The following is a 21,583-nucleotide window of genomic DNA, read 5'->3' on the forward strand; positions in this document are numbered from 1 at the left end:
GTTATGCTGTCGGCATGTCGAAACCAACCATGACCATCAGCGGCGAAACCGTCGGCCGCGACCGCATCGAAGAACTGCTCGCACAGGAAGCGCTGCTGGTGTTCGAAGAATGCGATTTCCAGCAGGCCGACCTGTCGCGCCTGAACCTGCAGGACTGCAGCTTTGCCAACTGCGCCGTGGCCGAGGCCTCCTTCTTTGCTGCCAACCTGGCGCGCACGCGCTGGCGGCGCTGCCGCGGCGGCCATGCCGATTTCGAGGCCGCCGACCTGGTCGACGCGCGCTTCGAAGCCTGCGACCTGAACAACGCCAGCTGGCGCCGCGCCAAGCTGGCCTCCTGCAGCTACCGCGGCTGCAAGCTGACCGGCGCCAGCTTCGAGGAGGTCGGCCAGCTCGGCCTGTCCTTCGAGGATAGCCTGCTGATCGGCGCCGACCTGCGCCGCATGTCCTTCCGCAAGGCCAGGCTCACGGGCCTGGATTTTTCCGACGCCGACCTGTCGGGCTGCGACTTCCGCGACGCCGTGTTCGAAGGCGGCAGCCTGCGCGATGCCCACATCAAGGACACGCGCTTCGAGCATGCGGATTTGCGCGAGGCCGACCTCGGCGGGCTGAAACTCTCGAACGCCAAGCAGTTCGCCGGCGCCACCATCTCGCCGCGCCAGGCGGCCGAACTGGTGCGGGCGATGGGCCTGAACGTCGCCTGAATCCGAACGCGGCTGTAGTAAAATTACATCTCTTTTGTGGAGGTGTCAGCGATGCGCGTTCGTCCCCGTTTCAAGCCGGATTTCCGTTTGTTTGCCGCGGCACTGGCGGCCGCCCTCAGCCTGGCCGGCCAGTCCGCCTGGGCGCAGGCCGTGGTGGCCAGCGCGGCTTCGCCGGGCGACGTGCTCAGCGTCGACGTGCAGATCGACGGCATGGGCAAGCTGGGTTACGACATCAAGCGCCGCGGCAAGGAGATCATCGGCCTGTCGCGCCTGGGCTTCAACCTGGCCAACGCACAGAAGCTGGACGGCGGCTTCAGCCTGCGCGCAAAGCAGGTCAGCGAGCATGACGACACCTGGGAGCAGCCCTGGGGCGAGCGCCGCTTCGTGCGCAACCACTACCGTGAGCTGCGCGTCGAGGTCGAGCAGAAAAGCCGTGCGAATCGCGCGCTGGCGATCGTATTCCGCATCTACGACGACGGCGTCGGCTTCCGCTACGAATTCCCGGACCAGCCGCAGCTGCGCGACACCGAGATCCTCGACGAGCTGACCGAATTCGTGGTCGCCCAGCCGGCCACTGCCTGGTGGATCCCGGCCGGCGAGCTGCCGGGCCTTGAAGAACAGATCCAGAAGGCGCCGCTGGCCGAAATCGGCACCGCCAACACCCCGCTGACCATGCGCCTGGCGGACGGCACCCACCTCGCCCTGCACGAGGCGGCGCTGGTCGATTACGCCTCGATGTGGGTGCGCAAGGTCGAAGGGCAGAAGCTGCGCGCCCAACTGGCGCCGTCGAGCATCGGCCCGGCGGTGGTCCGCCACGGCGCCTTCACGACCCCGTGGCGCACGCTGCGCATCGCCGACGACGCGGCCGGCCTCTACATGTCCGATCTCGAGCTGAACCTGAACGAACCGAACAGATTGGGCGACGTGTCCTGGGTCCACCCATCCAAGTTCGTCGGCGTCTGGTGGAGCATGCACCTGCAGCACACGACCTGGAACGCGGGGCCGCAGCATGGCGCCAACACGGCCAACGTCAAGAAATACATCGACTTCGCCGCACAGAACGGCTTCCGCGGCGTGCTGGTCGAAGGCTGGAACCGCGGCTGGGAAAGCGACTGGGGCCATGGCGGCGCCGACTTCAGCTTCACCGAGTCCTATCCAGACTTCGACCTGCCGGCGCTGGCCGCCTATGCGAAGCAGAAGGGCGTGCGCCTGATCGGCCACCACGAGACCGGCGGCAACCTGCCGGCCTACGAAAAGCAGATGGACGCGGCGTACCGGCTGTATGCGAAGCTGGGCGTGGACAGCGTGAAGTCCGGCTATGTGCACGAAGCCGGCAGCATGCGGTTCCAGGGTCCGGACGGCAAGATCCACTTCGGCCACTACGATTCGCAGGAGGGCGTGCGGCACTTCCTGAAAGCGGTGCTTGATGCCGCGCGCTACAGGATCGCCGTCGACACCCACGAGCCGGTCAAGGACACCGGCCTGCGCCGCACGTATCCGAACTGGATCTCGCGCGAAGGCGCACGCGGCGTCGAATACAATGCCTGGGGCAATCCACCCAACGCCGTCGACCATGAGGCCAAGCTGGTCTTCACCCGCATGCTGAGCGGCCCGATGGACTACACGCCGGGCATCCTCAGCCTGCTGGGCGCGGACGGCAAGGTGTTCAACTCGACGCAAGCCAAGCAGCTCGCCAATTTCGTCGTCATCTATTCGCCGATCGTGATGGCGGCCGACCTGCCGGAGAACTACGCCAAGTATCCGGCCGCCTTCAAGTTCATCCGCGACGTGCCGACCGACTGGGCCGAAACCAGAGTGATCAACGGTGCGGTCGGCGAATACGTCAGCATCGCGCGCAAGGACCGCAAGTCGGACGACTGGTACGCCGGCGCCGTCACCGACGGCCAGGCGCGCACGCTGTCCTTCCCGCTGGGCTTCCTCGACCCGGGCAAGCCGTACGTGGCCGAGATCTATCGCGACGGTGACGCGGCGGATTACCGCAACGAGCATCGCTTCGATCTGGTGCTTGAAACGCGTACCGTGACCGCGAAGGACGTGCTGCAGTTGAAGCTGGCGCCGGGGGGCGGGCAGGCGATCCGTTTCACGCCGAAGCAGTGAACTATAAAGAAGAATATCGGATGCTAAGGGCCGGGTCGTATGGACGTCGATCCGGCCGCGCATGCGCGGCACGAAAATAAATCGAGTTTCAATTTCTTATTCTGTTCACGTTACGTGAACAAGGTAAAGAAATGAACATGTATCCGCCTGTACCGTACTAGTCCGTTTACAAATTCCACGGTCTCACTGTCCCAGCAGCTTCTCGATATCGTCCGCAATCTCTTCCGGCTTGGTGGTCGGCGCATAGCGCTTGGCCACCTTGCCGTCGCGCCCGATCAGGAACTTGGTGAAGTTCCACTTGATGCCTTCGGTGCCCAGCACGCCCGGCGCCTCGCCCTTCAGGTGCTTCCACAGCGGATGCGCATTGTCGCCGTTGACGTCGACCTTGGCGAACATCGGGAAGCTCACGCCATAGTTCTTTTCGCAGAAGGCGCCGATCTCTTCTTCCGAACCCGGCTCCTGCGAACCGAACTGGTTGCAGGGAAAGCCCAGCACTTCCAGGCCGCGGCCGTGCAGTTCGCGGTACACGGTCTCGAGTCCCTGGTACTGCGGGGTGAAGCCGCATTTGCTGGCGGTGTTGACGATCAGGAGGACCTTGCCGCGGTACTGGGCGAGGTCGACCGGCTTGCCGTCGAGTGAGGCGGCCTGGAAATCGAAGACGTTCACGAAGGACTCCTGTAGTCGATGTTGATCAGATGATCTTACCTGACCAGCGCGGTGAACGGGTAGACATAGGCCTGCAGCGTTACCAGCAAGCCGACCAGGCAGGCCAGCGCGATCGAATGGAAGAACACATAGCGCAGGATCTCGCCTTCGTGGCCGTACCACTTGGTTGCCGTGGAGGCCACCACGATGGACTGGGCATCGATCATCTTGCCCATCACGCCCCCCGAGGAATTGGCCGCCGCCATCAGGACCGGGTTCAGGCCGAGCTGGGTTGCCGAGGTCTTCTGCAGGCCGCCGAACAGCACGTTGGAAGCGGTATCCGAACCGGTCAGCGCGACGCCCAGCCAGCCGAGCAGGGTGCCGAAGAAGGGATACAGCACACCGGTGTTGGCGAAGGCCAGGCCGAGGGTCGAGTCGAGGCCGCAATAGCGGGTGGTATAGCCGAGCGCCAGCATGGCGGCGATCGTTAGCAGCGAGAAGCGCATCAGCTTGAGCGTGGCCCAGTAGACGGCGAACAGCTCGCGCACCCTGTAGCCCATCACCAGGCCGGAGATGATGGCGGCGGCCAGGATGCCGGAGCCGGTGGCGGACAGCCAGTTGAGCGTGTACACGGCGGGCTCAAGCGTCGGCTTGCTGGCCACCGGCGGCATCTTCTGCACCACCTTGTGCAGCGCCGGCCAGTCATACTTGAAGACCGAAATGCTGTCGAGCATCTTCTTCCACTCGGGTATGCCCCACAGGAACACCAGCACCGACAGGATCAGCCAGGGTAGCCAGGCCCGCAGCACGGCCGCGCGCGGATGATTGTGGACCAGCGGCGCACGACCCGGCGCACCGCCGCCGCCGGTCCCGTTCGTATCGGCATAGGGATCGGTGCCGGCATAGGCACCGCCACCCGCGCCCGCGCCCGCACCTGCACCTGCACCGGCATAGGCTCCCATGCCGGCGCCAGCCCCAGCGCCGGCACCCGCGCCTTCGTTGGGTTGCGTGCCGGTTGCCGTACTGGTCTTGAGCTTGCCCGCGGCGTCATGCCAGAGCGTCGCCGGCTTCCACACTTTCAGGAACAAGGTCAGGCACAGCATCGACATGAGCGAGCCGCCGACGTCGACCAGCCACGGGCCGTGAAAGTTCGAGATCAGGTATTGCGGGACTGCAAAGGTCACGCCCGCCACCAGGGCCGCCGGCCAGATTGCGGCCATGCCGGAAAAACCGCAGAAAGCCCAGATCAGCCAGAACGGCACCAGCACCGAAAAGAAGGGCAGCTGCCGGCCGACCATGCCCGACAGTTGCAGCAGGTCGAGGCCGGTGACGCCTGCCAGCGCGATCAGGGGCGAGCCGAGCGCGCCGAACGCCACCGGCGCCGTGTTGGCGATCAGGGACAGGCCGGAGGCGGCCAGCGGCGCGAAGCCCAGGCCGATCAGCATGGCGCCGGTCACGGCCACCGGGGTGCCGAAGCCGCCGGCGCCCTCGAAGAAGGCGCCGAAGGAAAACGCCACCAGCAGCAGTTGCAGGCGGCGGTCGGTGGTGATGCCGGTAATCGATTCCTGCAGGATCTTGAAGTAGCCTTTACGCTCGGTGAGCTGGTACAGGAAGATCACGTTCAGGATGATCCAGCCGATTGGCAGCAAGCCGTTGGCGGCGCCATACAGGGCGGCCGATATCGCGGTCGGCGGTGGCATTGCATACGCGAAAATTGCCACCAACAATGCGCTGGCGAGGCCAAGCAGGGCGGCAATATGCGCCTTGATGTGGAAAAAAGCGAGTGCCGCGAGCATCACGGCGACGGGGATGGCTGCCGCCAACGTCGACAGGACGGCGTTGCCCAGAGGGTCATACACCTGTTGCCACATGATCGTCTCCTTGAAGGAACGACAGGCCTAGCTGTATGACATTATGGAACGCGCGGGCGCGTTTTCATAGGTTCATCAATTGTGCGCGCCCCCTGCAGGCCAATCAGACGATGCCGAGGTGCTCCGTCCCCGCCGAGAGATCGCGGTTCTTCGCATGCTTGCTGTTGAGCTTGATGTTGAGGCGCAGGTCGTTGAGGGAGTCCGCGTTGCGCAGCGCATCCTCGTAGCTGATCTTGTCCGCCTCGTAGAGGTCGAACAGGGCCTGGTCGAAGGTCTGCATGCCGAGTTCCCGCGACTTCTTCATGATCTCCTTGATCTCGTGGACTTCGCCCTTGAAGATCAGGTCGGAGATCAGCGGCGAGTTCAGCATGATCTCGATCGCGACCACGCGGCCCTTGGCTTCCTTCTTGGGGATCAGGCGCTGCGAGATCAGGCCCTTCAGGTTCAGCGACAAATCCATCAATAATTGCTGCCGGCGCTCTTCCGGGAAGAAGTTGATGATGCGGTCCAGGGCCTGGTTGGCGCTGTTGGCGTGCAGGGTGGCCAGGCAGAGGTGGCCGGTTTCGGCGAAGGCGATCGCGTGTTCCATCGTTTCGCGGTCGCGGATCTCGCCGATCTGGATCACGTCCGGCGCCTGGCGCAGCGAATTCTTCAGGGCGGCTTCGAAGCTGTCGGTGTCGACGCCCACTTCGCGCTGGGTGATCACGCAGTTGCGATGCGGGTGGACGAATTCGACCGGGTCTTCGATGGTGATGATGTGGCCGTAGCTGTTCTCGTTGCGGTAGCCGACCATCGCCGCCATCGTCGTCGACTTGCCGGAGCCGGTGGCGCCGACCATGATCACCAGGCCGCGCTTGGTCATGATCACGTCCTTCAGGACCGCCGGCAGTTCGAGGTCCTCGAATTTCGGAATGGTGGTCGTGATCACGCGCAGCACCATGCCGACGCAGCCCATCTGCATGAAGGCGGAGACGCGGAAGCGCCCCAGGTCGCCGGGGCTGATCGCGAAGTTCGCTTCTTTCGACAGTTCGAAGTCGGCGGCCTGCTTGTCGTTCATGATGGCGCGCGCCAGGTCGGCCGTGTGGCTGCCGTTCAGGGCCTGGTTCGAGACCGGCGTCATCCTGCCGTCGATCTTGATCGCGGGCGGGAAGCCGGCCGTGATGAAGAGGTCGGAGCCGCCCTTGCCGACCATCAGGCGCAGCAGGTCGAACATGAATTTGGAGGCCTGGTCGCGTTCCATGTCTATTCCTTAGCCCGGGAAGTTTTCCGGAATCTTGGCGGCGGCGCGGGCGGCGCTGCTTGCGATCACGTTGCGGCGCACCAGGTCGGTCAGGTTCTGGTCCAGGGTCTGCATGCCGACGTTGGAGCCGGTCTGGATCGCCGAATACATCTGCGCGATCTTGGCTTCGCGGATCAGGTTGCGGATCGCCGGGGTGCCGATCATGATCTCGTGCGCGGCCACGCGACCCAGGCCGTCCTTGGTCTTGAGGAGGGTCTGCGAGATCACGGCCTGCAGCGATTCCGACAGCATCGCGCGCACCATCTCCTTTTCTTCGGCCGGGAAGACGTCGACGATACGGTCGATGGTCTTGGCTGCGGACGAGGTGTGCAGGGTGCCGAACACCAGGTGGCCGGTTTCGGCGGCCGACAGCGCCAGGCGGATGGTCTCGAGGTCGCGCAGCTCGCCGACCAGGATCGCGTCCGGGTCTTCGCGCAGCGCCGAGCGCAGCGCGTTGTTGAAGGACAGCGTGTGCGGACCGACTTCGCGCTGGTTGATCAGGCACTTCTTGGAATCGTGGACGAACTCGATCGGGTCCTCGATGGTGAGGATGTGGCCGTACTCGTTCTCGTTCAGGTGGTTGACCATCGCCGCCAGCGTGGTCGATTTGCCGGAGCCGGTCGGGCCGGTCACCAGCACCAGGCCGCGCGGCTTCAGGGCCAGCTCGGCGAAGATCCGCGGCGCGTTCAGTTCTTCCAGGCTCAGGATCTTCGACGGAATCGTACGCATCACGGCCGCCGCGCCGCGTTCCTGGTTGTAGGCGTTGACGCGGAAGCGCGCCAAGCCGGGAATCGCGAACGAGAAGTCGCACTCCAGCATCTCTTCGTACTGCTTGCGCTGGCCGTCGTTCATGATGTCATAGATCATGCCGTGCACGTCCTTGTGCTCCAGCGGCGGCAGGTTGATGCGGCGGACGTCGCCGTGCACGCGGATCATCGGCGGCAGGCCGGCCGACAGGTGCAGGTCCGAGGCCTTGTTCTTGACCGAGAAGGCGAGGAGTTCAGAGATGTCCATTTAGATATAATCCTTGTGCTGCATCGTCGTCGTCCCCGCGAAGGCGGGGATCCAAGTTCTGTTTGCGTCGACGATACTCATGCAAACCTGGGTTCCCGCCTTCGCGGGAACGACGTTATGCCGCTTTGCTTAGACCGAAAAATATTTCCTGTAGAAAACCATTATGTCCACAATCGCCGGGAACTTGCAAGCTGTCGAAGCGACAATCGAGACCGCCTGCCGGGCCGCAAACAGGCCGCGTTCGACGGTCCAGCTGCTGGCCGTATCGAAGACCTTCCCTGCGGAAGCCGTGCTCGAAGCGGCCGCCTGCGGCCAGCGCGCCTTCGGCGAGAACTACCTGCAGGAAGGCGTCGACAAGATCGCGGCTGTCGCAAAAGCGCTACCGGATACGCCGCTGGAATGGCATTTCATCGGCCCGATCCAGTCGAACAAGACGCGCCCGATCGCCGCCAGTTTCTCCTGGGTGCACACGGTCGAACGCCTGAAGATCGCCCAGCGCCTGTCCGAGCAGCGCCCGCCCGAGCTGGGACCGCTGAATATCTGCCTGCAGGTGAACATCAGCGGCGAAGCCAGCAAGAGCGGTGTGACGCCGGAAGAACTGCCGGCACTGGCGCGGGCGGTCGCCGCGCTGCCGAACCTGCGCCTGCGCGGCCTGATGGCGATTCCCGAACCGCAGGAAGACCCGGCGCTGCAACGGGAGCCCTTTGCGCGCCTGCGCGAGCTGGCCCAGGCCCTCGTCAAGTCCGGCATCCAGCTGGATACCCTGTCGATGGGCATGTCCGGCGACATGCGCGCGGCGGTGATGGAAGGCGCGACCATCGTGCGTGTAGGCAGCGCCATCTTTGGCGCCCGCCATTACGAATAAGAGAGCAATATGAAAATCAGTTTCATTGGCGGCGGCAACATGGCCACCGCCCTCATCGCCGGCCTGGCCGGCAAGGTGGCGCAGGCCGGCGACATCCACGTGGTCGATCCGAACGCGGAGGCGCTCGAGAAGCTGCGGACGCAATATGGCGTGACGACCGCGCCCGAGATCGCCGCCGAAGTCGCGGCGAGCGAGGTGATCGTGCTGGCCGTGAAGCCGCAGCAGATGCGCGACGTGGCGCTGCGCCTGCAGTCGCAACTGGATGCGCGCCCGCTGGTGCTGTCGATCGCCGCCGGCATCCGCGGCACGGACCTGTCGCGCTGGCTGGGCGGTTATGGCGCCATCGTGCGCACCATGCCGAACACGCCGGCCCTGATCGGCCAGGGCATCACCGGCATGGTGGCGATGGCCGGCGTCAGCGAGGCGCAAAAGGCCGCCGCCGACAGCATCCTGCGCGCGGTCGGCAAGACCGTGTGGCTGGAGTCGGAAGAGCTGATCGATCCGGTGACGGCGGTGTCGGGCAGCGGCCCGGCCTATGTCTTCTTCTTCCTCGAGGCGATGCAGCAGGCGGCCGTCGAGATGGGACTGTCCGCGGAGCAGGGCAGGGAGCTGGCGATGGCGACCTTTACCGGCGCGGCCCAGCTGGCGGCGCAGTCCGGCGAGCCGGCCGAGGTGCTGCGCCAGCGCGTCACCTCGAAGGGCGGCACGACTCATGCGGCCATCACCAGCATGGAAGCGTCCGGCGTGAAGCAGGCCATCGTCGATGCGATGAAGGCGGCGGCAGAGCGCGGGCGCGAGCTGGGCGAGGAGCTGGGCAGGGGATAAACGGCTTCTCCGCTTGATGTCCCCGCAGGGCGGCCTATACTTTGCTTGAATGCCTCAAGCCAGGAGAGCGCCATGACACGCAAATATATCGATTGTCGTGAGTTTCCGAGCGAAATGAATTGCAGCATCACGATCGCGGCCGACCGTGAGGATGAGCTCATCGACGCCGCTGCCCAGCATGCGGTTGCCGTGCACAAGCATGCGGATACGCCCGAATTGCGCACGCAGCTGAAACAGATCATGCACGAGGGCCGGCCGCCCGATTGATCCGGGCCGGCACCGAGGACGGCGGGCGCCGAAGGGCGCTTACAACGCCCGCATCAGCTACACGCTGGACGGCCACCCGGTCCGGTAAAGGCGGCCGGCTTCATATGCCGGCGACCTGTACCGGCATGTGCATGCGGGAGCGCACCTGGTTGCGCCCTTCGTTCTTCGCAAGGTAGACGGCGGCATCCGCTGCGGCAAACAGTTCACTGATGTTCTGCCCTGGCTCCATTGTCGCCACGCCAATGGACACCGTTGCCTGCACCCTCGGCTTGGCCAGCAGGGGAGCGTGCGCAATACCTCTGCAGATACGTTCGCCGATTTCCATTGCTGCGACCAGGGGCGTGTCCGGCAGGACGACGACGAACTCCTCGCCGCCGAAGCGCGCGCAGAAATCGTCCGAACGCAGGAACTCGCGCAGCTTCTGCGCGAAAGCGCGCAGGACATCGTCGCCGACCATATGGCCGAATTCATCGTTGATCTTCTTGAAGAAGTCGATATCGAGCATCAGGATGGAAAACGGGGCGCCGGAAGCTGCGCGTCGATCGAGCTGCTGCTTGAGTGCTTCATCGAGTGCCCGGCGGTTCCCTTGCCCTGTCAGCGCGTCGGTCGCCGCATCGAGTTCGACCTGGTGGAGCGCCGTGCGCAGTTGCGACGCCAGTGAGGCATTGGCATGCAGCAGGCGTATCCCTTCGATCAAGCGTTGCGAGATTGCACGCGTATAGTAGGCAGTGAGGGCAATGAAAACGCTCAGGCCGGCAACATAATCGAGCGCACCCTGGCTGCTGGTAACCAGCAATAATCCGAATACCGCCATGCCCCACAAAATCCCGATCTGCCCGAAATAGGCAACGACATAAGTCCCATACACCTGTGCATTGATCGAGGTGACGCCGCACAGCAGCGCCATCAGCGTCGCGTCGAGCGTGGGGTCATAGCCGATCAGGAACCACGTAAGCAGGCCCCAGCCAAAGCCGTCCAGTCCGGCGATCCAGCGAAGCCGATTGCCATGCCGCGCCAGGCTGGAGCCGGTGACGATCATGTGCTGCAAGACCGCCAGGCTGCCGGCCCACACGGCGGCGGCACACCCCAGCCACAAGGCGATGGAATGGATGGGAACACGGCCCCAGCAGAACCATACGGCGAGCAGCCATCCGACTGGCGTGGTGGTGAGTGCGCGCCGAAGCGCAATCGCACATTCCGAAAAGCCGGTTTCGCGGGCAAGAGCCAGGTCGGACTTGCTGGTTGATTGATGGGTGTTCACGACATGCCTGGGCGCTGGGTAAGGAGACACGCTGGTTGCGGCTGTTCGCCGGTGGACGGATTCGCCGATCTTTCCAGCATAACAGGTTGCCTGATTGAAAAAATCACAAACTTTCACAGCGTGGTGGAATCGACACTAAGCGGACAGGGAAGTCCGGCATGTACGACTTCAGCAGTTGACCCAGGCTTCGAATCCAAGCTCTTCCCGTTCGTTCATGACGGCCGTGCAGGCACGGAGCACAAGGATTGGAAAGGCGAATAGAAAAAATATCCGAACCCAAGCATCAAGGCTGCCGGCAGCAGGATGCCCAGGAGGCGCTTGCCACTGCGGGCGGGGTGAGTCTCGATGGCGACCGCGGCGGCGATACCGCCAGGACAAACCGGTGTCGCGCCGCCACACGCACGGTGTGCGCTTACTGGCGGAAGCGTGCCAGCATCGCCAGCGCCCCCTGGGCCATGCGCCAGGCCGAGGTGCCGGAGGCGGCCAGCGCCAGCAGGCGCTTGCGGCGCAGCAGCGCCATGCCCAGCCCGGCGCCGAGGGCGCCCAGCACCAGTTTCTTGTGGCCGGCCACATAGCCGGCAACCGGATGGTCGAGCACATTCGACGGCCGCAGCGACTGCAGTTCGTAGGCCAGGCCGGTGCGCTGCTCGGCGCAGCGCTCGACGAGTTCCGCGCGGCGTGCGGCGAGGGAAGGTTTATTCATTGGCGGCCTCCGCGTGTGCATGGGCCGTGTGGCGCACGTACTCGACGTCCTTGCGCAGTTCGGCCAGCGTGGCCGCGAACAGGGGCGTCTGGGCGTTCAGTTTGGCGCGTACGCTCGACACGATCAGGAAGGCGGCGGCGCCCAGCAGGACGGCCATGCCGGCCACCGCCTGCAGGCGGTAGGAGTCCCAGAACAACAGGATCACGAACAGCGCCACCAGCATGATGGCGCCTGCCGCCAGGAACACCGCCAGCAGCGACCAGGCGAGGTAGCCGAGCAGGCGGCGCGCGTCTTCCTGGAATTCGACGGCGGCCAGCTCCAGCCGCGTGCCGACCATGGCGACCAGGGTCGATGCCACGCGGCCTACGGCCGCCAGGATCGCCATTACTTACGGGCGATCAGCATGCCGATCACGACGCCGACGGCGCCGGCGATGCCGACCGACTTCCAGGGGTTTTCCTGGACGTATTCGTCGGTGGCCTTGGCGGCGACCTTGGTCTTCTCGACCACGGCTTCTTCGAGCCGGATGATGTCGTCCTTGGCCTTGACGAGGGTGCGCTCGAACTTGGCCTTGGCCGCCTTCAGCTCTTCGCCGGTCAGCGAGCCGCTGTGGCGCAGCCAGGCTTCGGCGTCATGGATGACGGTCTTGAGGTCGGACAGCAGCTGGTCGCGCGCGCCGGTCTGGGTCGGGATTTTTTCCATCATGGTGAACCTCGTCGAAAGTGGGTGTGTATTAGTGTCAATATTAACCTAAAGCATAGTCCAGCGCGACGCCAGCGAACAGTGCGGCGCCCAGCCAGTTGTTGTGGCGGAAGGCGGCGAAGCAGCGCATGCGGTCGCGTCCGCGGATCAGGGTGTAGTGGTACAGCGCCATCGCGGCCGCCACCAGCACGCCGCCCACGAACCACCAGCGCAGGCCCAGCATCCAGCCGCACACCAGGTCGATGCCCAGCGCCGCCGCATAGCACAGCATGACGGCGGCGACATCGTATCTGCCGAAGGTGATCGCCGAGGTACGGATGCCGATCTTGAGGTCGTCGTCGCGGTCGACCATCGCGTACTCGGTGTCGTAGGCCACGGCCCAGAACACGTTCGCCACCAGCAGCCACCAGGCCACCGCCGGCACGTGGTCCTGCACGGCGGCGAAGGCCATCGGGATGCCGAAGCCGAAGGCGATGCCCAGGTAGGCCTGGGGAATGGCGAAGAAGCGCTTGAAGTAGGGGTAGCTGCCGGCCACGATCACGGCGATCACCGAGAGCTGCTTGGTGAGCGTATTCAGCGGCAGGATCAGCAGGAAGGACACGATCGCCAGCGCCGCGGCGACCATCAGCGCTTCCCAGCCCTTGATGCGGCCGCTGGTCAGCGGGCGGTCGACGGTGCGCTTGACGTGGCGGTCGAAGTCGCGGTCGGCGTAGTCGTTGATCGCGCAGCCGCTCGAACGCATCAGGGCGGTGCCGAGTACGAAGATGAGGACCACCATCGGGTCGGGCCGCCCGCCGGATGCCATCCACAAGGCCCACAGGGTCGGCCACAGGAGCAGCAGGATGCCGATCGGCTTGTCGGCGCGGATCAGGCGGAAGTAGAGCGCCAGCTTGTTCATCGCGGATTCTGAATTGAAAATTTGCAAGATCAGGATTTTAGCCTGTTCGTGGCGCACGATCGACTATGCACAAGGTATGACGGGCTCGAGCGGGCTACGATGCCGGCTTTCGACAATAAAAAAGGGGGACGAGATGCAGCTCGCAAGTATCGTGGTGGCGGCAGGTATCGGGCTCGGCTGTTGTGCGCTGGCCGATGCGGCTGCCAGGGCGGGCGCCGGCGCGGGCCGATGGGATGCGGAGCGCGGCGCGGCTGACTGGACCGAGGCGCAGTCGCTGCGCGAGCTGCCGGCCGGCATCCAGGCCCTGCTGGGCGTGGGCCTGGGCGAGGAGGGCGGGATCGCCGACCGCGGCGACCGCTTCAATGCCGGCGACGTGCCGGGGGGCGGCCTGCCCCAGCGCCGCTTCGCGCTCGGCGCCGTGAATGGCGACACCGTCGTGGTGGCCGTCGAACAGGGGGGACATGGCTATCACGTGCAGACGATGGAATTCAGGCTGACCGGGGTGACCTGGGAGCCGGTGCGCTGCACCGTGGGTGCCGCCGCGCCGCGCCGCAGCACGGAGCTGCTGGAAAACATCCTGGCGCGCCAGCCGGCCGCGCCGGGCGCCTGCCAGTTGCCCGGCTTCCATCCCGAGCCGGCGCCGGCGGCAGCTGCTGCCGTCATTGCGGCGCCGGCCGTTCAGCCGCGTCTCAGGCCGCGTCCTGGAACGTGACCATCTCCACGCCCGGCAGCCCGCATTCGGCAACGGCATTGACCACGGCGTCGATCGCGGCGCGGCGCGTGAAGCTCTTGCGCCAGACGATCACCACGCGGCGCGACGGCGCCGGATCCTGGAAAGGCACGAAGGTCAGCATGCCGTTCGGGTCCTTCATGTCCGGCACCGAGGCGCGCGGCAGCACCGTCAGGCCGATGCCGCTGGCAACCATGTGGCGGATCGTCTCCAGCGACGAGCCTTCGAAGGTGCGCTGCATGCCGTTGCCGGCGCTGGGCGAGGAGAACTTGGCCATCTCCGGGCAGACTTCCAGCACCTGGTCGCGGAAGCAGTGGCCGGCGCCGAGCAGCAGCATGGTTTCGCTCTTGAGGTCTGCGGCCGAGATTTCCTTGCGCGTGGCCCAGGGATGATTCTTCGGCATCGCGACCACGAAGGGTTCGTCGTACAGCGGCTGTACCGCCATGCCGTGTTCCGGCAGCGGCAGGGCCATGATGGCGGCGTCGAGTTCGCCCTGGCGCAGCAGGTCGAGCAGCTTGACCGTGAAATTCTCCTGCAGCACCAGCGGCATCTGCGGCACCTTGTCGATCAGGTTCTTCACCAGCGGCGGCAGCAGGTAGGGGCCGATGGTATAGATCACGCCCAGGCGCAGCGGGCCCGACAGCGGATCCTTGTTCTGCTTGGCCAGTTCCTTGATGGCGGCGGTCTGTTCCAGCACGCGTTCGGCCTGGGCCACGATCTGGGCGCCCAGCGGCGTCACCGAGACTTCGGAGCCGCCGCGTTCGAACAGCGTCACGCCCAGTTCGTCCTCGAGCTTCTTGATGGCGACGGACAGGGTCGGCTGTGCGACGAAACAGGCCTCGGCGGCGTGGCCGAAATGCCGGGCACGGGCGACAGCAACGATGTATTTCAGTTCGGTCAGGGTCATGGGCTTCAGGATTACAACAGTGCTGCGGGCATGAGAGGATGAGCACTATTTTAGCGGTAAAGCTGTCGATATAATGGCCTTCCCGGGTGATGTTGCCCGCTGTTAATAAAAAGGCCACCATGTCCTCCACCTTCGGCCCGGCGGAAGCCCAGGCATACATGCACAAGCTGCTGACCGTCATGCAGCAGCAGGGCGGATCCGACCTCTTCATCTCCGCCGACTTCCCGCCCAGCATGAAGCACCAGGGCGCCATGAAGCCGCTCAGCAGCCAGCGCCTGTCGGGCGAGGTGACGCGCGCCCTGGCCCTGTCGCTGATGAACGAACGCCAGCGCGCCGAGTTCGAGGCCGAGATGGAGTGCAACTTCGCGATCTCGCTGCCGAACGTGTGCCGCTTCCGCGTCAACGTCTTCGTGCAGCAGCAGAGCGTGGGCATGGTGGTGCGCACGATCGCCTCCGAGATCCCGACTTTCGAGAAGCTCGACCTGCCCGAGGTGCTGAAGGATGTCGTGATGACCAAGCGCGGCCTGGTGCTGGTCGTCGGCGGCACCGGCTCCGGCAAGTCGACCACCCTGGCGGCCATGATCGACTACCGCAACGCCAACTCGGCCGGCCACATCATCACGGTCGAGGACCCGGTCGAATATGTCCACAAGAACAAGAACTGCCTGGTCACCCACCGCGAGGTCGGCGTCGATACCCACTCCTGGCACAACGCGCTGAAGAACACGCTGCGCCAGGCGCCGGACGTGATCCTGATCGGCGAGATCCGCGATACCGAGACCATGGAGCACGCGATCGCCTTCGCCGAAACCGGCCACCTCTGCCTCGGCACGCTGCACGCGAACAATGCCAACCAGACCATGGACCGGATCATCAACTTCTTCCCGGAAGAGAGAAGGCCGCAGCTGCTGATGGACCTGTCCGCGAACCTGCGCGCCATCGTCTCCCAGCGCCTGATCCGCCTTGAAGACGGCAAGGGCCGCAAGGCGGCCATCGAGATCCTGCTGAACACCCCGACCATCAGCGAGATGATCCTGAAGGGGAACTTCCACGGCATCAAGGAAATCATGCACAAGTCGCGCGAACTGGGCATGTGCACCTTCGACCAGGCGCTGTACGAACTCTACAACGCCGGCTACATCGGCTACGACGAAGCGATCCGCAACGCCGACTCGGCCAACGGCCTGCGCCTGCAGATCAAGCTCTCGGGCGAACGCCGCGCACCGGGTGGCGACGGCGCCGCTTCGAAGGCCGAGCTGTCGATGATGATCGAGGAAGAACCGGAAGAGGGCGCGAGCTGATTACAATAGCGAATCTTTGAATCGTCATTCCCGCGAAGGCGGGAAGCCAAGTTCCCATGCCCACCTTCGAACAAAAACTCACCACCCGCGCCGAACTTCGACAGCGCGTCGACGCCCTTCCCAAACCGGTCGTGCTGACCAACGGCGTCTTCGATATCCTGCACCGCGGCCACGTCACCTACCTGGCCCAGGCCCGCGAACTGGGCGCCTCGCTGGTGGTCGCCGTCAATACCGACGCCTCCGTGAAGCGCCTCGGCAAGGGCGACGACCGCCCGCTCAACACCATGGCCGACCGCATGGCCGTGCTGGCCGCGCTGGAATCGGTCAGCCTGGTGGTCGAGTTCGACGAGGACACCGCGCTGGAGGTGGTGCAGGAAGCCCGCCCCGACATCTACGCCAAGGGCGGCGACTACGTCATGACCGAGATCCCGGAAGGGAAGGAAGTCATCGCCCAGGGCGGCAAGGCGGTCGCGATCGACTTCGCGCACGACCGCTCGACCACCAAGCTGGTCGCCAGGATCCGCCAGTTCGGCGGATAAGCCCGGCAACCAGGATTCAACCGCCGGCCGCCTTCGCCGGCGCTCCCGTTTCCAGCGCCTTCAGGCGTTCGGCCGAATGGCCGATCGTCGGATCGAGCGACAGTGCGCGCCGGTATTCGTCGATCGCCAGCTGGCGCTCCCCGGCCGCCTCGTAGGCTTCGGCCAGGCTGTCGGCGATGGCGCCCCAGTCCGGCGCCAGCCTGGTGCCGAGACGGAAGATCGGCAGCGACTCCTTCACGCGCCCGCTGCGCAGCAGCTGGTAGCCGTAGACGTTCAGCCAGTCCGATTCCAGGCTGAACTCCGGGCTGGCGGCATGCATCCTGTCGTAGACTTCCTGCGCATGCTCGTAGCCGCCGGTCTGCAGAGTGCGCACGAAGGCTTCCAGTGTCGGCGCCGTGCCGGCGCCCTTGCGGCGCTCCACCGACATCATGTGGGCGGGCGCCTGGTTGGCCGAGGGCTGGTTGTCGAGGAAGGCCATCGCCTTCGCATCGTTCTTCAGGTAGGCGTCGAGGAAGCGCTCGACGTAGCGCGCGGTCCAGCTGTGCGCCATCGAGACTTCGTCGCGCGAGTACTCGCCGAAACGCTTGTCGCTCGCGAAGCGCAGGCCATCCGACGCGAAGTCCGCATGGGTCATGGGACGCATCGTCACGACGGTCATGTCGGCATAGGTCATCTGGTTCAACAGGTTGAAGTCGATCTTCTTCTTTCTCTTTGCCAGGGTTTCGAGCGAGTCGCGCTCGCGGGCCACGAACAGCATCGGCACCGCCAGCCGCGCGGGCGTCGCATACCTGGCCGCATCCTTGCCGCCGTCGACGAACTCGGGCCAGTAGCGCACCGAACCGTCCAGGCTCACCAGCGCGCGGATACGGTCGTCCCGGGCCGCCGCCAGCACGTTCGCCAGCCCGCCCCAGCTGTAGCCTGCCACGGCGATGCGCGACACGTCGGCCTGCGGAATCCGGCTGGCCTGGCCGATCAGGAAGGCGATGTCGGCGGCCTGCGCCTCCAGGCCTTCGAGGTCGCTGGTCATGGCCTTGGTGCGCGTCCCCATCGAACGGCTGGCGATCACGATGTAGCCGTGGCTGGCCAGGTATTCGCACAGGTCGACGTTTTCGGTGGCCGAGGCGCTGAAGCTGGGCGCGTAGATCACGACCGGAAACTTGCCGGCGGCGGTGGGGGCATCCTTGCTGGCCCACATCGGCTGCGCCAGCATGCGTTTCGCCGCGGCGGGCGCCAGGCCGGCGGTGTTGCCGGCGATGGCGGTATCGGTCGCGGCCTGCACTTCGGCGGCGGAGAGCCAGGGCGCATCCTCGGTCGCCTTGGTCGCCATGTAGTCGCGCCAGGTAAGCGGCTTGCCCCTGGCGCCGGCCGGATACCAGGTGATCGCCTGGATCGGCCGCGCGCGCTCATGGGTCTCGGGCTGGCCGGTCACCATGTCGAAGGTGGGACGGTAGACGCGGCTGTAGTCGTACTGCGCCTTGACCTGCACGCCGACCGGCCAGGGGCCGGGGTCGTTCGAGAAGACGAAGGGGCCAGCGCCGCCGGCAGCGGCGGCGCCCGAAGCGGCCAGCAGGAGGAGGGCAAGAAGTTTGTGCATTACGGAGGCTTGATGAGATGGAAAGTTCTCATCCTAGCTGCCGACCCATGCAGGGTATAGCTGGTAAATCTGCCAGCCCGGTCGCGTACTTACGCGCCGCCCGCGTAGCCGTTCTGGCGCCAAGCCTCGTAGACCACCACCGCCACGGTGTTCGACAGGTTCAGGCTGCGGTTCCCCGGCATCATCGGCAGGCGGATGCGCTGTGCCGGCGGGAAGGTTTCGCGCAGGGCCGGATCGAGGCCGCGCGACTCGGCGCCGAACACGAACACGTCGCCAGGCCTGAAGGCGGCGTCGCCGAAGGGAGAAGAGCCGTGGGTGGTCATGGCGAACATGCGGCTGGTGTCCGGCTGTGCGTCCGCCAGGAAGGCGTCCCAGTTCTTGTGCACCTTCATGGTCGCGTAGTCGTGGTAATCGAGGCCGGCGCGGCGCATCTTGGCGTCGTCCAGCGGGAAGCCCAGCGGCTCGATCAGGTGCAGCTGGGCGCCGGTATTGGCGCACAGGCGGATGACGTTGCCGGTGTTCGGTGGGATTTCGGGTTCGACCAGTACTACGTGAAACAAATTCTTCTCCTTGAAGGCGACGGCAGGATGCCTTGAAAGCGGGAGCATAGCGCAGAACGGCATCACCGTTGCAAAGTCGTCCTATCAGGATCGATGGGCAGGATTTGCCTGGCGTATTGACAGGCTGTGCCTATACTGAGTGGATTCGTTTTCGGCCACCGTGTACTTCAACACAAGGAGGAAACATGAACGGATCCGGTTTTTCCCGCCGCTATCGCTGGGCGGCCATCGTCCTGGCGTCGGCCAGTGCCTTGCCGCTGCTGGCCGACGCCGGCCCCGGCAACGGTAACGGCAATGCCAACGGCAACGCCAACGCCAGCGCCAGCGCAGCCAGCCCTACACTGGACGACAACGACGGCCGCGTCCAGCGCGGCCGGGAAATCGTGCCGGCCGGCGTCATTCTCAACCTGAAGGGCAAGTCGCGCGGCATGGTCTGGCAGGGCAGCTACATCGTCAACACGATGGGCTGCGTCGATTGCCACACCCACCCCAGCTATTCCCCCGGCGGCGATCCCTTCCAGGGCCAGCCGGAGCGTGTCAATGCCGAGCAATACATGTCGGGCGGCCGCATGTTCGGGCCGGCCATCACCGCCCCCAACCTGACCCCGGACAACAAGGGGCGCCCGGCGGGCCTGACGCGCGACGAGTTCGTGCAGACCTTGCGCACCGGCCACAATCCCCACGATCCGGCGGGCCAGATCCTGCAAGTGATGCCGTGGCCGGCGGTGGGCAAGATGACCAACCACGACCTGCGCGCCGTCTACGAGTACCTGAGCGCGCTGCCTTCGCTGCCCGACAATCCCCACCCCGGGCCCTGAGCTGTCCGCGCGCCGCGCGAACCGCCGCCGCGTCAGGCGCGCGGCGGCGTGCGCGCGAACACGAGATTGGTGACGCGCGCGGCGCCGAAGCGCTTGAAAGTGGCCGCCAGCTCGTCCAGCGTGCTGCCGCTGGTCATGACGTCGTCGACGATGCCGACGTGACGGCCGTCCACAAGATCCGGGTCTTCGATGACGAAGGCGCCGCGGATATTGTCGGCGCGCTCGTGCGGCGAGACGCCGGACTGGGCGCGCGTATCGACCCGGCGTGAGGCCAGCGCCGGATGCAGGGTCACGCCCAGGGAGGCGGCCAGCGGCCTGGCGATTTCGAGGGCCTGGTTGAAGCCGCGTTCGACCAGGCGGCCAGGACCCAGCGGTACCGGGCACAGCAGGTCGGGCAGCGGCAGCCCGGGGCGGGCCAGCACGGCGTCCCTCAGCATGCGGGCGAACCAGGGGGCCAGCGGGAGGCGGGCGCCGAATTTCAATTGCAGGACCAGGTGGTCGAGGGGTGGGGTGTAGTCGACGGCGAAGATGGTGGCGTCGTAGTTGGGTGGGTAGGTTTGGCAGGTGCGGCAGGTGTTTTCTTTGTTGTCGTTTTGCATGCTCGGTAAGGGTTCCCGCTTTCGCGGGAACGACGGGGTAGGGCGCGGGGACGACGTTAAAGGATTGCCGCAGCGGGCGCAGTGATTTTTTGCCGTTTGGCAAAAATGTTCGCGGCAGGGCGCGCAGACGACGTCGTCGCAGCCGCCGCCGCACAGCGCGCACTGCGAGGGCAGCAGCAGATCCAGCATGGCGCGTGGCCAGCGGCGCAGCAGGGACAGAGGGTGTCGGGGCATAAGGGGGCTGTCGCCAAACGGTTCAGGCCCCATCATGTACACTGCCGCCATGTTCCAATTTGACCGCAGTTGACCCATGGCTTCGCCCCAATCCCCTTCCAAGATGAGTGCGCCGATCGACCCGGTGCGCATCAAGCAGCTGTTTGCCGACCCGGCCCGCGTGGCGCCTTCGGACTTCCTGCGCCGCGAAATCGCCGGCCGCATGTTCGAGCGCCTGTCGCTGGTGAAGAATTCTCCGCAGCAGGTGCTGGATGCCGGCTGCGGCACCGGTGCCGATCTCGCCGAGCTGCAGAAAGCCTATCCCGCCGCCCAGGTGCTGGGTGTCGATGCGGTGCCGGCCATGCTGCGCGCCGCCGCCGGTGCCGGCCAGGCGCCGCGTTCCTTCCTCAGCCGTTTGCTGCCCGCCAAGAGCGGCATCGATCTCGTTTGCGCCGACTTCGGCCAGCTGCCTCTGGGTCCGAACTCGGTCGACCTCGTATGGTCGAACCTGGCGCTGCACTGGCATCCGCAGCCGGACCGCGTGTTTGCCGAATGGCGGCGCGTGCTGCGCGTGGACGGCCTGCTGATGTTCTCGAACTTCGGCCCGGATACCTTCATCGAGCTGCGCAACGCCTTTGCGGCGATGGACGAGACCCCGCACAGCTTGCCCTTCGTCGACATGCACGATTTCGGCGACCAGCTGGTGGAAGCGGGCTTCACCACGCCGGTCATGGACATGGAGCAGATCACGGTCACCTACGACACCGCGCAGGCCCTGCTTGCCGACGTGCGCGCCTTCGGCGGCAATCCGCTGGCCACGCGCCGCCGCGGCCTGGTCGGACGCGCGGCCTGGCAGCGCATGCTGGATGCCCTGGAAAGCCAGCGCCGCCCGGACGGCAAACTTGGCCTGACGTTCGAGATCATCTACGGCCACGCCTTCCGGCCGGCGCCGAAAGTCACGGCGGCGGGCGAGGCGATCGTGCGTTTCCAGCCACGCCAGCAACCGCCGCGTCCACAGTGAGCGAGTCAGCGCGAGAAAATTGCCGCAGTGCATCATGGATCATCATGCGGATGAGGTAATTTTCCTTGAATAAAAATTAGCGATTTCAGTATAATCAATGACACTTTTTTCGACTGAAGCAGTCATCACGCTAAAAACTTAGGCAAAAACAG

The 21,583-nt window shown here is 65.4% G+C and carries 23 protein-coding genes; 10 read left to right on the forward strand and 13 right to left on the reverse strand.

From position 1 onward, the window contains the following. Positions 1-14: 14 nt before the first annotated feature. Together AC1DOQ_RS00375 and AC1DOQ_RS00380 are read left to right on the forward strand one after the other, a co-directional pair. A complete protein-coding gene (locus tag AC1DOQ_RS00375) occupies positions 15-701 on the forward strand; it encodes a pentapeptide repeat-containing protein (protein ID WP_477358915.1) in 687 nt (228 codons plus the stop codon). A 51-nt stretch (positions 702-752) separates the two neighbouring features. Beyond that, positions 753-2,819, forward strand: a complete 2,067-nt coding sequence (locus AC1DOQ_RS00380; protein ID WP_477358918.1) for a glycoside hydrolase family 97 protein — start codon at positions 753-755, stop codon at positions 2,817-2,819. Between the two features lie 183 nt (positions 2,820-3,002). On the opposite strand, the gene AC1DOQ_RS00385 is transcribed toward AC1DOQ_RS00380, so the two are convergent. The 4 genes from AC1DOQ_RS00385 to AC1DOQ_RS00400 all read right to left on the reverse strand — a co-directional run bounded on the left by AC1DOQ_RS00385 (position 3,003) and on the right by AC1DOQ_RS00400 (position 7,628). Then, a complete protein-coding gene (locus tag AC1DOQ_RS00385; RefSeq protein WP_477358921.1) occupies positions 3,003-3,485 on the reverse strand; it encodes a glutathione peroxidase in 483 nt (160 codons plus the stop codon). A gap of 35 nt (positions 3,486-3,520) precedes the next feature. Continuing rightward, the gene (locus AC1DOQ_RS00390) at positions 3,521-5,335 is read right to left on the reverse strand and encodes an L-lactate permease (protein WP_477358924.1); all 1,815 of its coding nucleotides are present in this window, start codon (positions 5,333-5,335) and stop codon (positions 3,521-3,523) included. 103 nt (positions 5,336-5,438) lie between these two features. After that, entirely contained in the window at positions 5,439-6,575 is a 1,137-nt protein-coding gene (locus tag AC1DOQ_RS00395; RefSeq protein WP_477358927.1) for a PilT/PilU family type 4a pilus ATPase, read from the reverse strand. A gap of 9 nt (positions 6,576-6,584) precedes the next feature. Continuing rightward, positions 6,585-7,628: a type IV pilus twitching motility protein PilT gene (locus AC1DOQ_RS00400; RefSeq protein WP_477358930.1), complete on the reverse strand. Its 1,044-nt coding sequence runs from the start codon at positions 7,626-7,628 to the stop codon at positions 6,585-6,587. Positions 7,629-7,791: 163 nt separating this feature from the next. Here AC1DOQ_RS00400 and AC1DOQ_RS00405 point away from each other — a divergent pair, with 163 nt between their 5' ends. From AC1DOQ_RS00405 to AC1DOQ_RS00415, 3 genes are all read left to right on the forward strand, one after another. Further along, positions 7,792-8,493, forward strand: coding sequence for a YggS family pyridoxal phosphate-dependent enzyme (locus AC1DOQ_RS00405; protein ID WP_477358933.1), 702 nt, complete (start codon positions 7,792-7,794; stop codon positions 8,491-8,493). Between the two features lie 9 nt (positions 8,494-8,502). Next, positions 8,503-9,318, forward strand: coding sequence for a pyrroline-5-carboxylate reductase (gene proC / locus AC1DOQ_RS00410; protein ID WP_477358936.1), 816 nt, complete (start codon positions 8,503-8,505; stop codon positions 9,316-9,318). A 72-nt stretch (positions 9,319-9,390) separates the two neighbouring features. Then, a complete protein-coding gene (locus AC1DOQ_RS00415) occupies positions 9,391-9,585 on the forward strand; it encodes a DUF1059 domain-containing protein (RefSeq protein ID WP_477358939.1) in 195 nt (64 codons plus the stop codon). Positions 9,586-9,685: 100 nt separating this feature from the next. Here the strand turns inward: AC1DOQ_RS00415 and AC1DOQ_RS00420 are convergent, their stop codons facing one another. The 5 genes from AC1DOQ_RS00420 to ubiA all read right to left on the reverse strand — a co-directional run bounded on the left by AC1DOQ_RS00420 (position 9,686) and on the right by ubiA (position 13,149). After that, positions 9,686-10,846 (reverse strand): GGDEF domain-containing protein, encoded by a 1,161-nt coding sequence (locus AC1DOQ_RS00420; protein WP_477358942.1) that lies wholly within the window; start codon positions 10,844-10,846, stop codon positions 9,686-9,688. Between the two features lie 412 nt (positions 10,847-11,258). Beyond that, a complete protein-coding gene (locus tag AC1DOQ_RS00425; RefSeq protein ID WP_477358945.1) occupies positions 11,259-11,549 on the reverse strand; it encodes a hypothetical protein in 291 nt (96 codons plus the stop codon). Further along, entirely contained in the window at positions 11,542-11,934 is a 393-nt protein-coding gene (locus AC1DOQ_RS00430; RefSeq protein WP_477358948.1) for a phage holin family protein, read from the reverse strand. Before AC1DOQ_RS00430 ends, AC1DOQ_RS00425 begins: the two co-directional genes overlap by 8 nt. Next, complete coding sequence (locus tag AC1DOQ_RS00435; protein ID WP_477358951.1) at positions 11,934-12,254, reverse strand: ElaB/YgaM/YqjD family protein; 321 nt, start codon at positions 12,252-12,254, stop codon at positions 11,934-11,936. The genes AC1DOQ_RS00430 and AC1DOQ_RS00435 overlap by 1 nt, the downstream gene beginning before the upstream one ends. A 40-nt stretch (positions 12,255-12,294) precedes the next feature. Next, entirely contained in the window at positions 12,295-13,149 is an 855-nt protein-coding gene (gene ubiA, locus AC1DOQ_RS00440; protein ID WP_477358954.1) for a 4-hydroxybenzoate octaprenyltransferase, read from the reverse strand. Positions 13,150-13,282: 133 nt separating this feature from the next. Here ubiA and AC1DOQ_RS00445 point away from each other — a divergent pair, with 133 nt between their 5' ends. Then, on the forward strand, positions 13,283-13,861 hold the full coding sequence (locus AC1DOQ_RS00445; protein ID WP_477358957.1) for a hypothetical protein: 579 nt from the start codon (positions 13,283-13,285) through the stop codon (positions 13,859-13,861). On the opposite strand, the gene AC1DOQ_RS00450 is transcribed toward AC1DOQ_RS00445, so the two are convergent. Then, positions 13,839-14,786: a hydrogen peroxide-inducible genes activator gene (locus AC1DOQ_RS00450; RefSeq protein WP_477358960.1), complete on the reverse strand. Its 948-nt coding sequence runs from the start codon at positions 14,784-14,786 to the stop codon at positions 13,839-13,841. The two genes, AC1DOQ_RS00445 and AC1DOQ_RS00450, sit on opposite strands and share 23 nt — an antisense overlap. 119 nt (positions 14,787-14,905) lie before the next feature. Here AC1DOQ_RS00450 and AC1DOQ_RS00455 point away from each other — a divergent pair, with 119 nt between their 5' ends. Further along, complete coding sequence (locus AC1DOQ_RS00455) at positions 14,906-16,087, forward strand: PilT/PilU family type 4a pilus ATPase (protein ID WP_477358963.1); 1,182 nt, start codon at positions 14,906-14,908, stop codon at positions 16,085-16,087. 56 nt (positions 16,088-16,143) lie between these two features. Further along, positions 16,144-16,626, forward strand: coding sequence for a D-glycero-beta-D-manno-heptose 1-phosphate adenylyltransferase (gene rfaE2 / locus AC1DOQ_RS00460; RefSeq protein WP_477358965.1), 483 nt, complete (start codon positions 16,144-16,146; stop codon positions 16,624-16,626). A 16-nt stretch (positions 16,627-16,642) separates the two neighbouring features. Here the strand turns inward: rfaE2 and AC1DOQ_RS00465 are convergent, their stop codons facing one another. Further along, a complete protein-coding gene (locus tag AC1DOQ_RS00465; protein ID WP_477358968.1) occupies positions 16,643-18,220 on the reverse strand; it encodes a poly(ethylene terephthalate) hydrolase family protein in 1,578 nt (525 codons plus the stop codon). 89 nt (positions 18,221-18,309) lie between these two features. Next, complete coding sequence (gene trmL, locus AC1DOQ_RS00470; protein WP_442124235.1) at positions 18,310-18,780, reverse strand: tRNA (uridine(34)/cytosine(34)/5-carboxymethylaminomethyluridine(34)-2'-O)-methyltransferase TrmL; 471 nt, start codon at positions 18,778-18,780, stop codon at positions 18,310-18,312. A 185-nt stretch (positions 18,781-18,965) separates the two neighbouring features. Between trmL and AC1DOQ_RS00475 the strand changes: the two genes are divergently transcribed. After that, positions 18,966-19,598, forward strand: a complete 633-nt coding sequence (locus tag AC1DOQ_RS00475) for a hypothetical protein (RefSeq protein WP_477358971.1) — start codon at positions 18,966-18,968, stop codon at positions 19,596-19,598. Between the two features lie 32 nt (positions 19,599-19,630). On the opposite strand, the gene AC1DOQ_RS00480 is transcribed toward AC1DOQ_RS00475, so the two are convergent. Continuing rightward, positions 19,631-20,197, reverse strand: coding sequence for a ComF family protein (locus tag AC1DOQ_RS00480; protein ID WP_477358974.1), 567 nt, complete (start codon positions 20,195-20,197; stop codon positions 19,631-19,633). A 310-nt stretch (positions 20,198-20,507) separates the two neighbouring features. On the opposite strand from AC1DOQ_RS00480, the gene AC1DOQ_RS00485 reads away from it, so the two are divergent. After that, on the forward strand, positions 20,508-21,431 hold the full coding sequence (locus AC1DOQ_RS00485) for a methyltransferase domain-containing protein (protein ID WP_477358977.1): 924 nt from the start codon (positions 20,508-20,510) through the stop codon (positions 21,429-21,431). Positions 21,432-21,583: the final 152 nt, after the last annotated feature.

The sequence above is a fragment of the Massilia sp. 01N417 genome (assembly GCF_056399645.1).

Excerpts from the sequence above, each read along its gene's own strand:
- AC1DOQ_RS00375 (WP_477358915.1), top strand. The coding sequence starts at position 15 with ATGTCGAAACCAACCATGACCATCAGCGGCGAAACCGTCGGCCGCGAC.
- AC1DOQ_RS00380 (WP_477358918.1), top strand. The coding sequence starts at position 753 with ATGCGCGTTCGTCCCCGTTTCAAGCCGGATTTCCGTTTGTTTGCCGCG.
- AC1DOQ_RS00390 (WP_477358924.1), bottom strand. The coding sequence starts at position 5,335 with ATGTGGCAACAGGTGTATGACCCTCTGGGCAACGCCGTCCTGTCGACG.
- AC1DOQ_RS00395 (WP_477358927.1), bottom strand. The coding sequence starts at position 6,575 with ATGGAACGCGACCAGGCCTCCAAATTCATGTTCGACCTGCTGCGCCTG.
- AC1DOQ_RS00400 (WP_477358930.1), bottom strand. The coding sequence starts at position 7,628 with ATGGACATCTCTGAACTCCTCGCCTTCTCGGTCAAGAACAAGGCCTCG.
- AC1DOQ_RS00405 (WP_477358933.1), top strand. The coding sequence starts at position 7,792 with ATGTCCACAATCGCCGGGAACTTGCAAGCTGTCGAAGCGACAATCGAG.
- proC (WP_477358936.1), top strand. The coding sequence starts at position 8,503 with ATGAAAATCAGTTTCATTGGCGGCGGCAACATGGCCACCGCCCTCATC.
- AC1DOQ_RS00415 (WP_477358939.1), top strand. The coding sequence starts at position 9,391 with ATGACACGCAAATATATCGATTGTCGTGAGTTTCCGAGCGAAATGAAT.
- AC1DOQ_RS00425 (WP_477358945.1), bottom strand. The coding sequence starts at position 11,549 with ATGAATAAACCTTCCCTCGCCGCACGCCGCGCGGAACTCGTCGAGCGC.
- AC1DOQ_RS00430 (WP_477358948.1), bottom strand. The coding sequence starts at position 11,934 with ATGGCGATCCTGGCGGCCGTAGGCCGCGTGGCATCGACCCTGGTCGCC.
- AC1DOQ_RS00435 (WP_477358951.1), bottom strand. The coding sequence starts at position 12,254 with ATGATGGAAAAAATCCCGACCCAGACCGGCGCGCGCGACCAGCTGCTG.
- ubiA (WP_477358954.1), bottom strand. The coding sequence starts at position 13,149 with ATGAACAAGCTGGCGCTCTACTTCCGCCTGATCCGCGCCGACAAGCCG.
- AC1DOQ_RS00445 (WP_477358957.1), top strand. The coding sequence starts at position 13,283 with ATGCAGCTCGCAAGTATCGTGGTGGCGGCAGGTATCGGGCTCGGCTGT.
- AC1DOQ_RS00450 (WP_477358960.1), bottom strand. The coding sequence starts at position 14,786 with ATGACCCTGACCGAACTGAAATACATCGTTGCTGTCGCCCGTGCCCGG.
- AC1DOQ_RS00455 (WP_477358963.1), top strand. The coding sequence starts at position 14,906 with ATGTCCTCCACCTTCGGCCCGGCGGAAGCCCAGGCATACATGCACAAG.
- rfaE2 (WP_477358965.1), top strand. The coding sequence starts at position 16,144 with ATGCCCACCTTCGAACAAAAACTCACCACCCGCGCCGAACTTCGACAG.
- AC1DOQ_RS00465 (WP_477358968.1), bottom strand. The coding sequence starts at position 18,220 with ATGCACAAACTTCTTGCCCTCCTCCTGCTGGCCGCTTCGGGCGCCGCC.
- AC1DOQ_RS00475 (WP_477358971.1), top strand. The coding sequence starts at position 18,966 with ATGAACGGATCCGGTTTTTCCCGCCGCTATCGCTGGGCGGCCATCGTC.
- AC1DOQ_RS00480 (WP_477358974.1), bottom strand. The coding sequence starts at position 20,197 with ATGCAAAACGACAACAAAGAAAACACCTGCCGCACCTGCCAAACCTAC.
- AC1DOQ_RS00485 (WP_477358977.1), top strand. The coding sequence starts at position 20,508 with ATGGCTTCGCCCCAATCCCCTTCCAAGATGAGTGCGCCGATCGACCCG.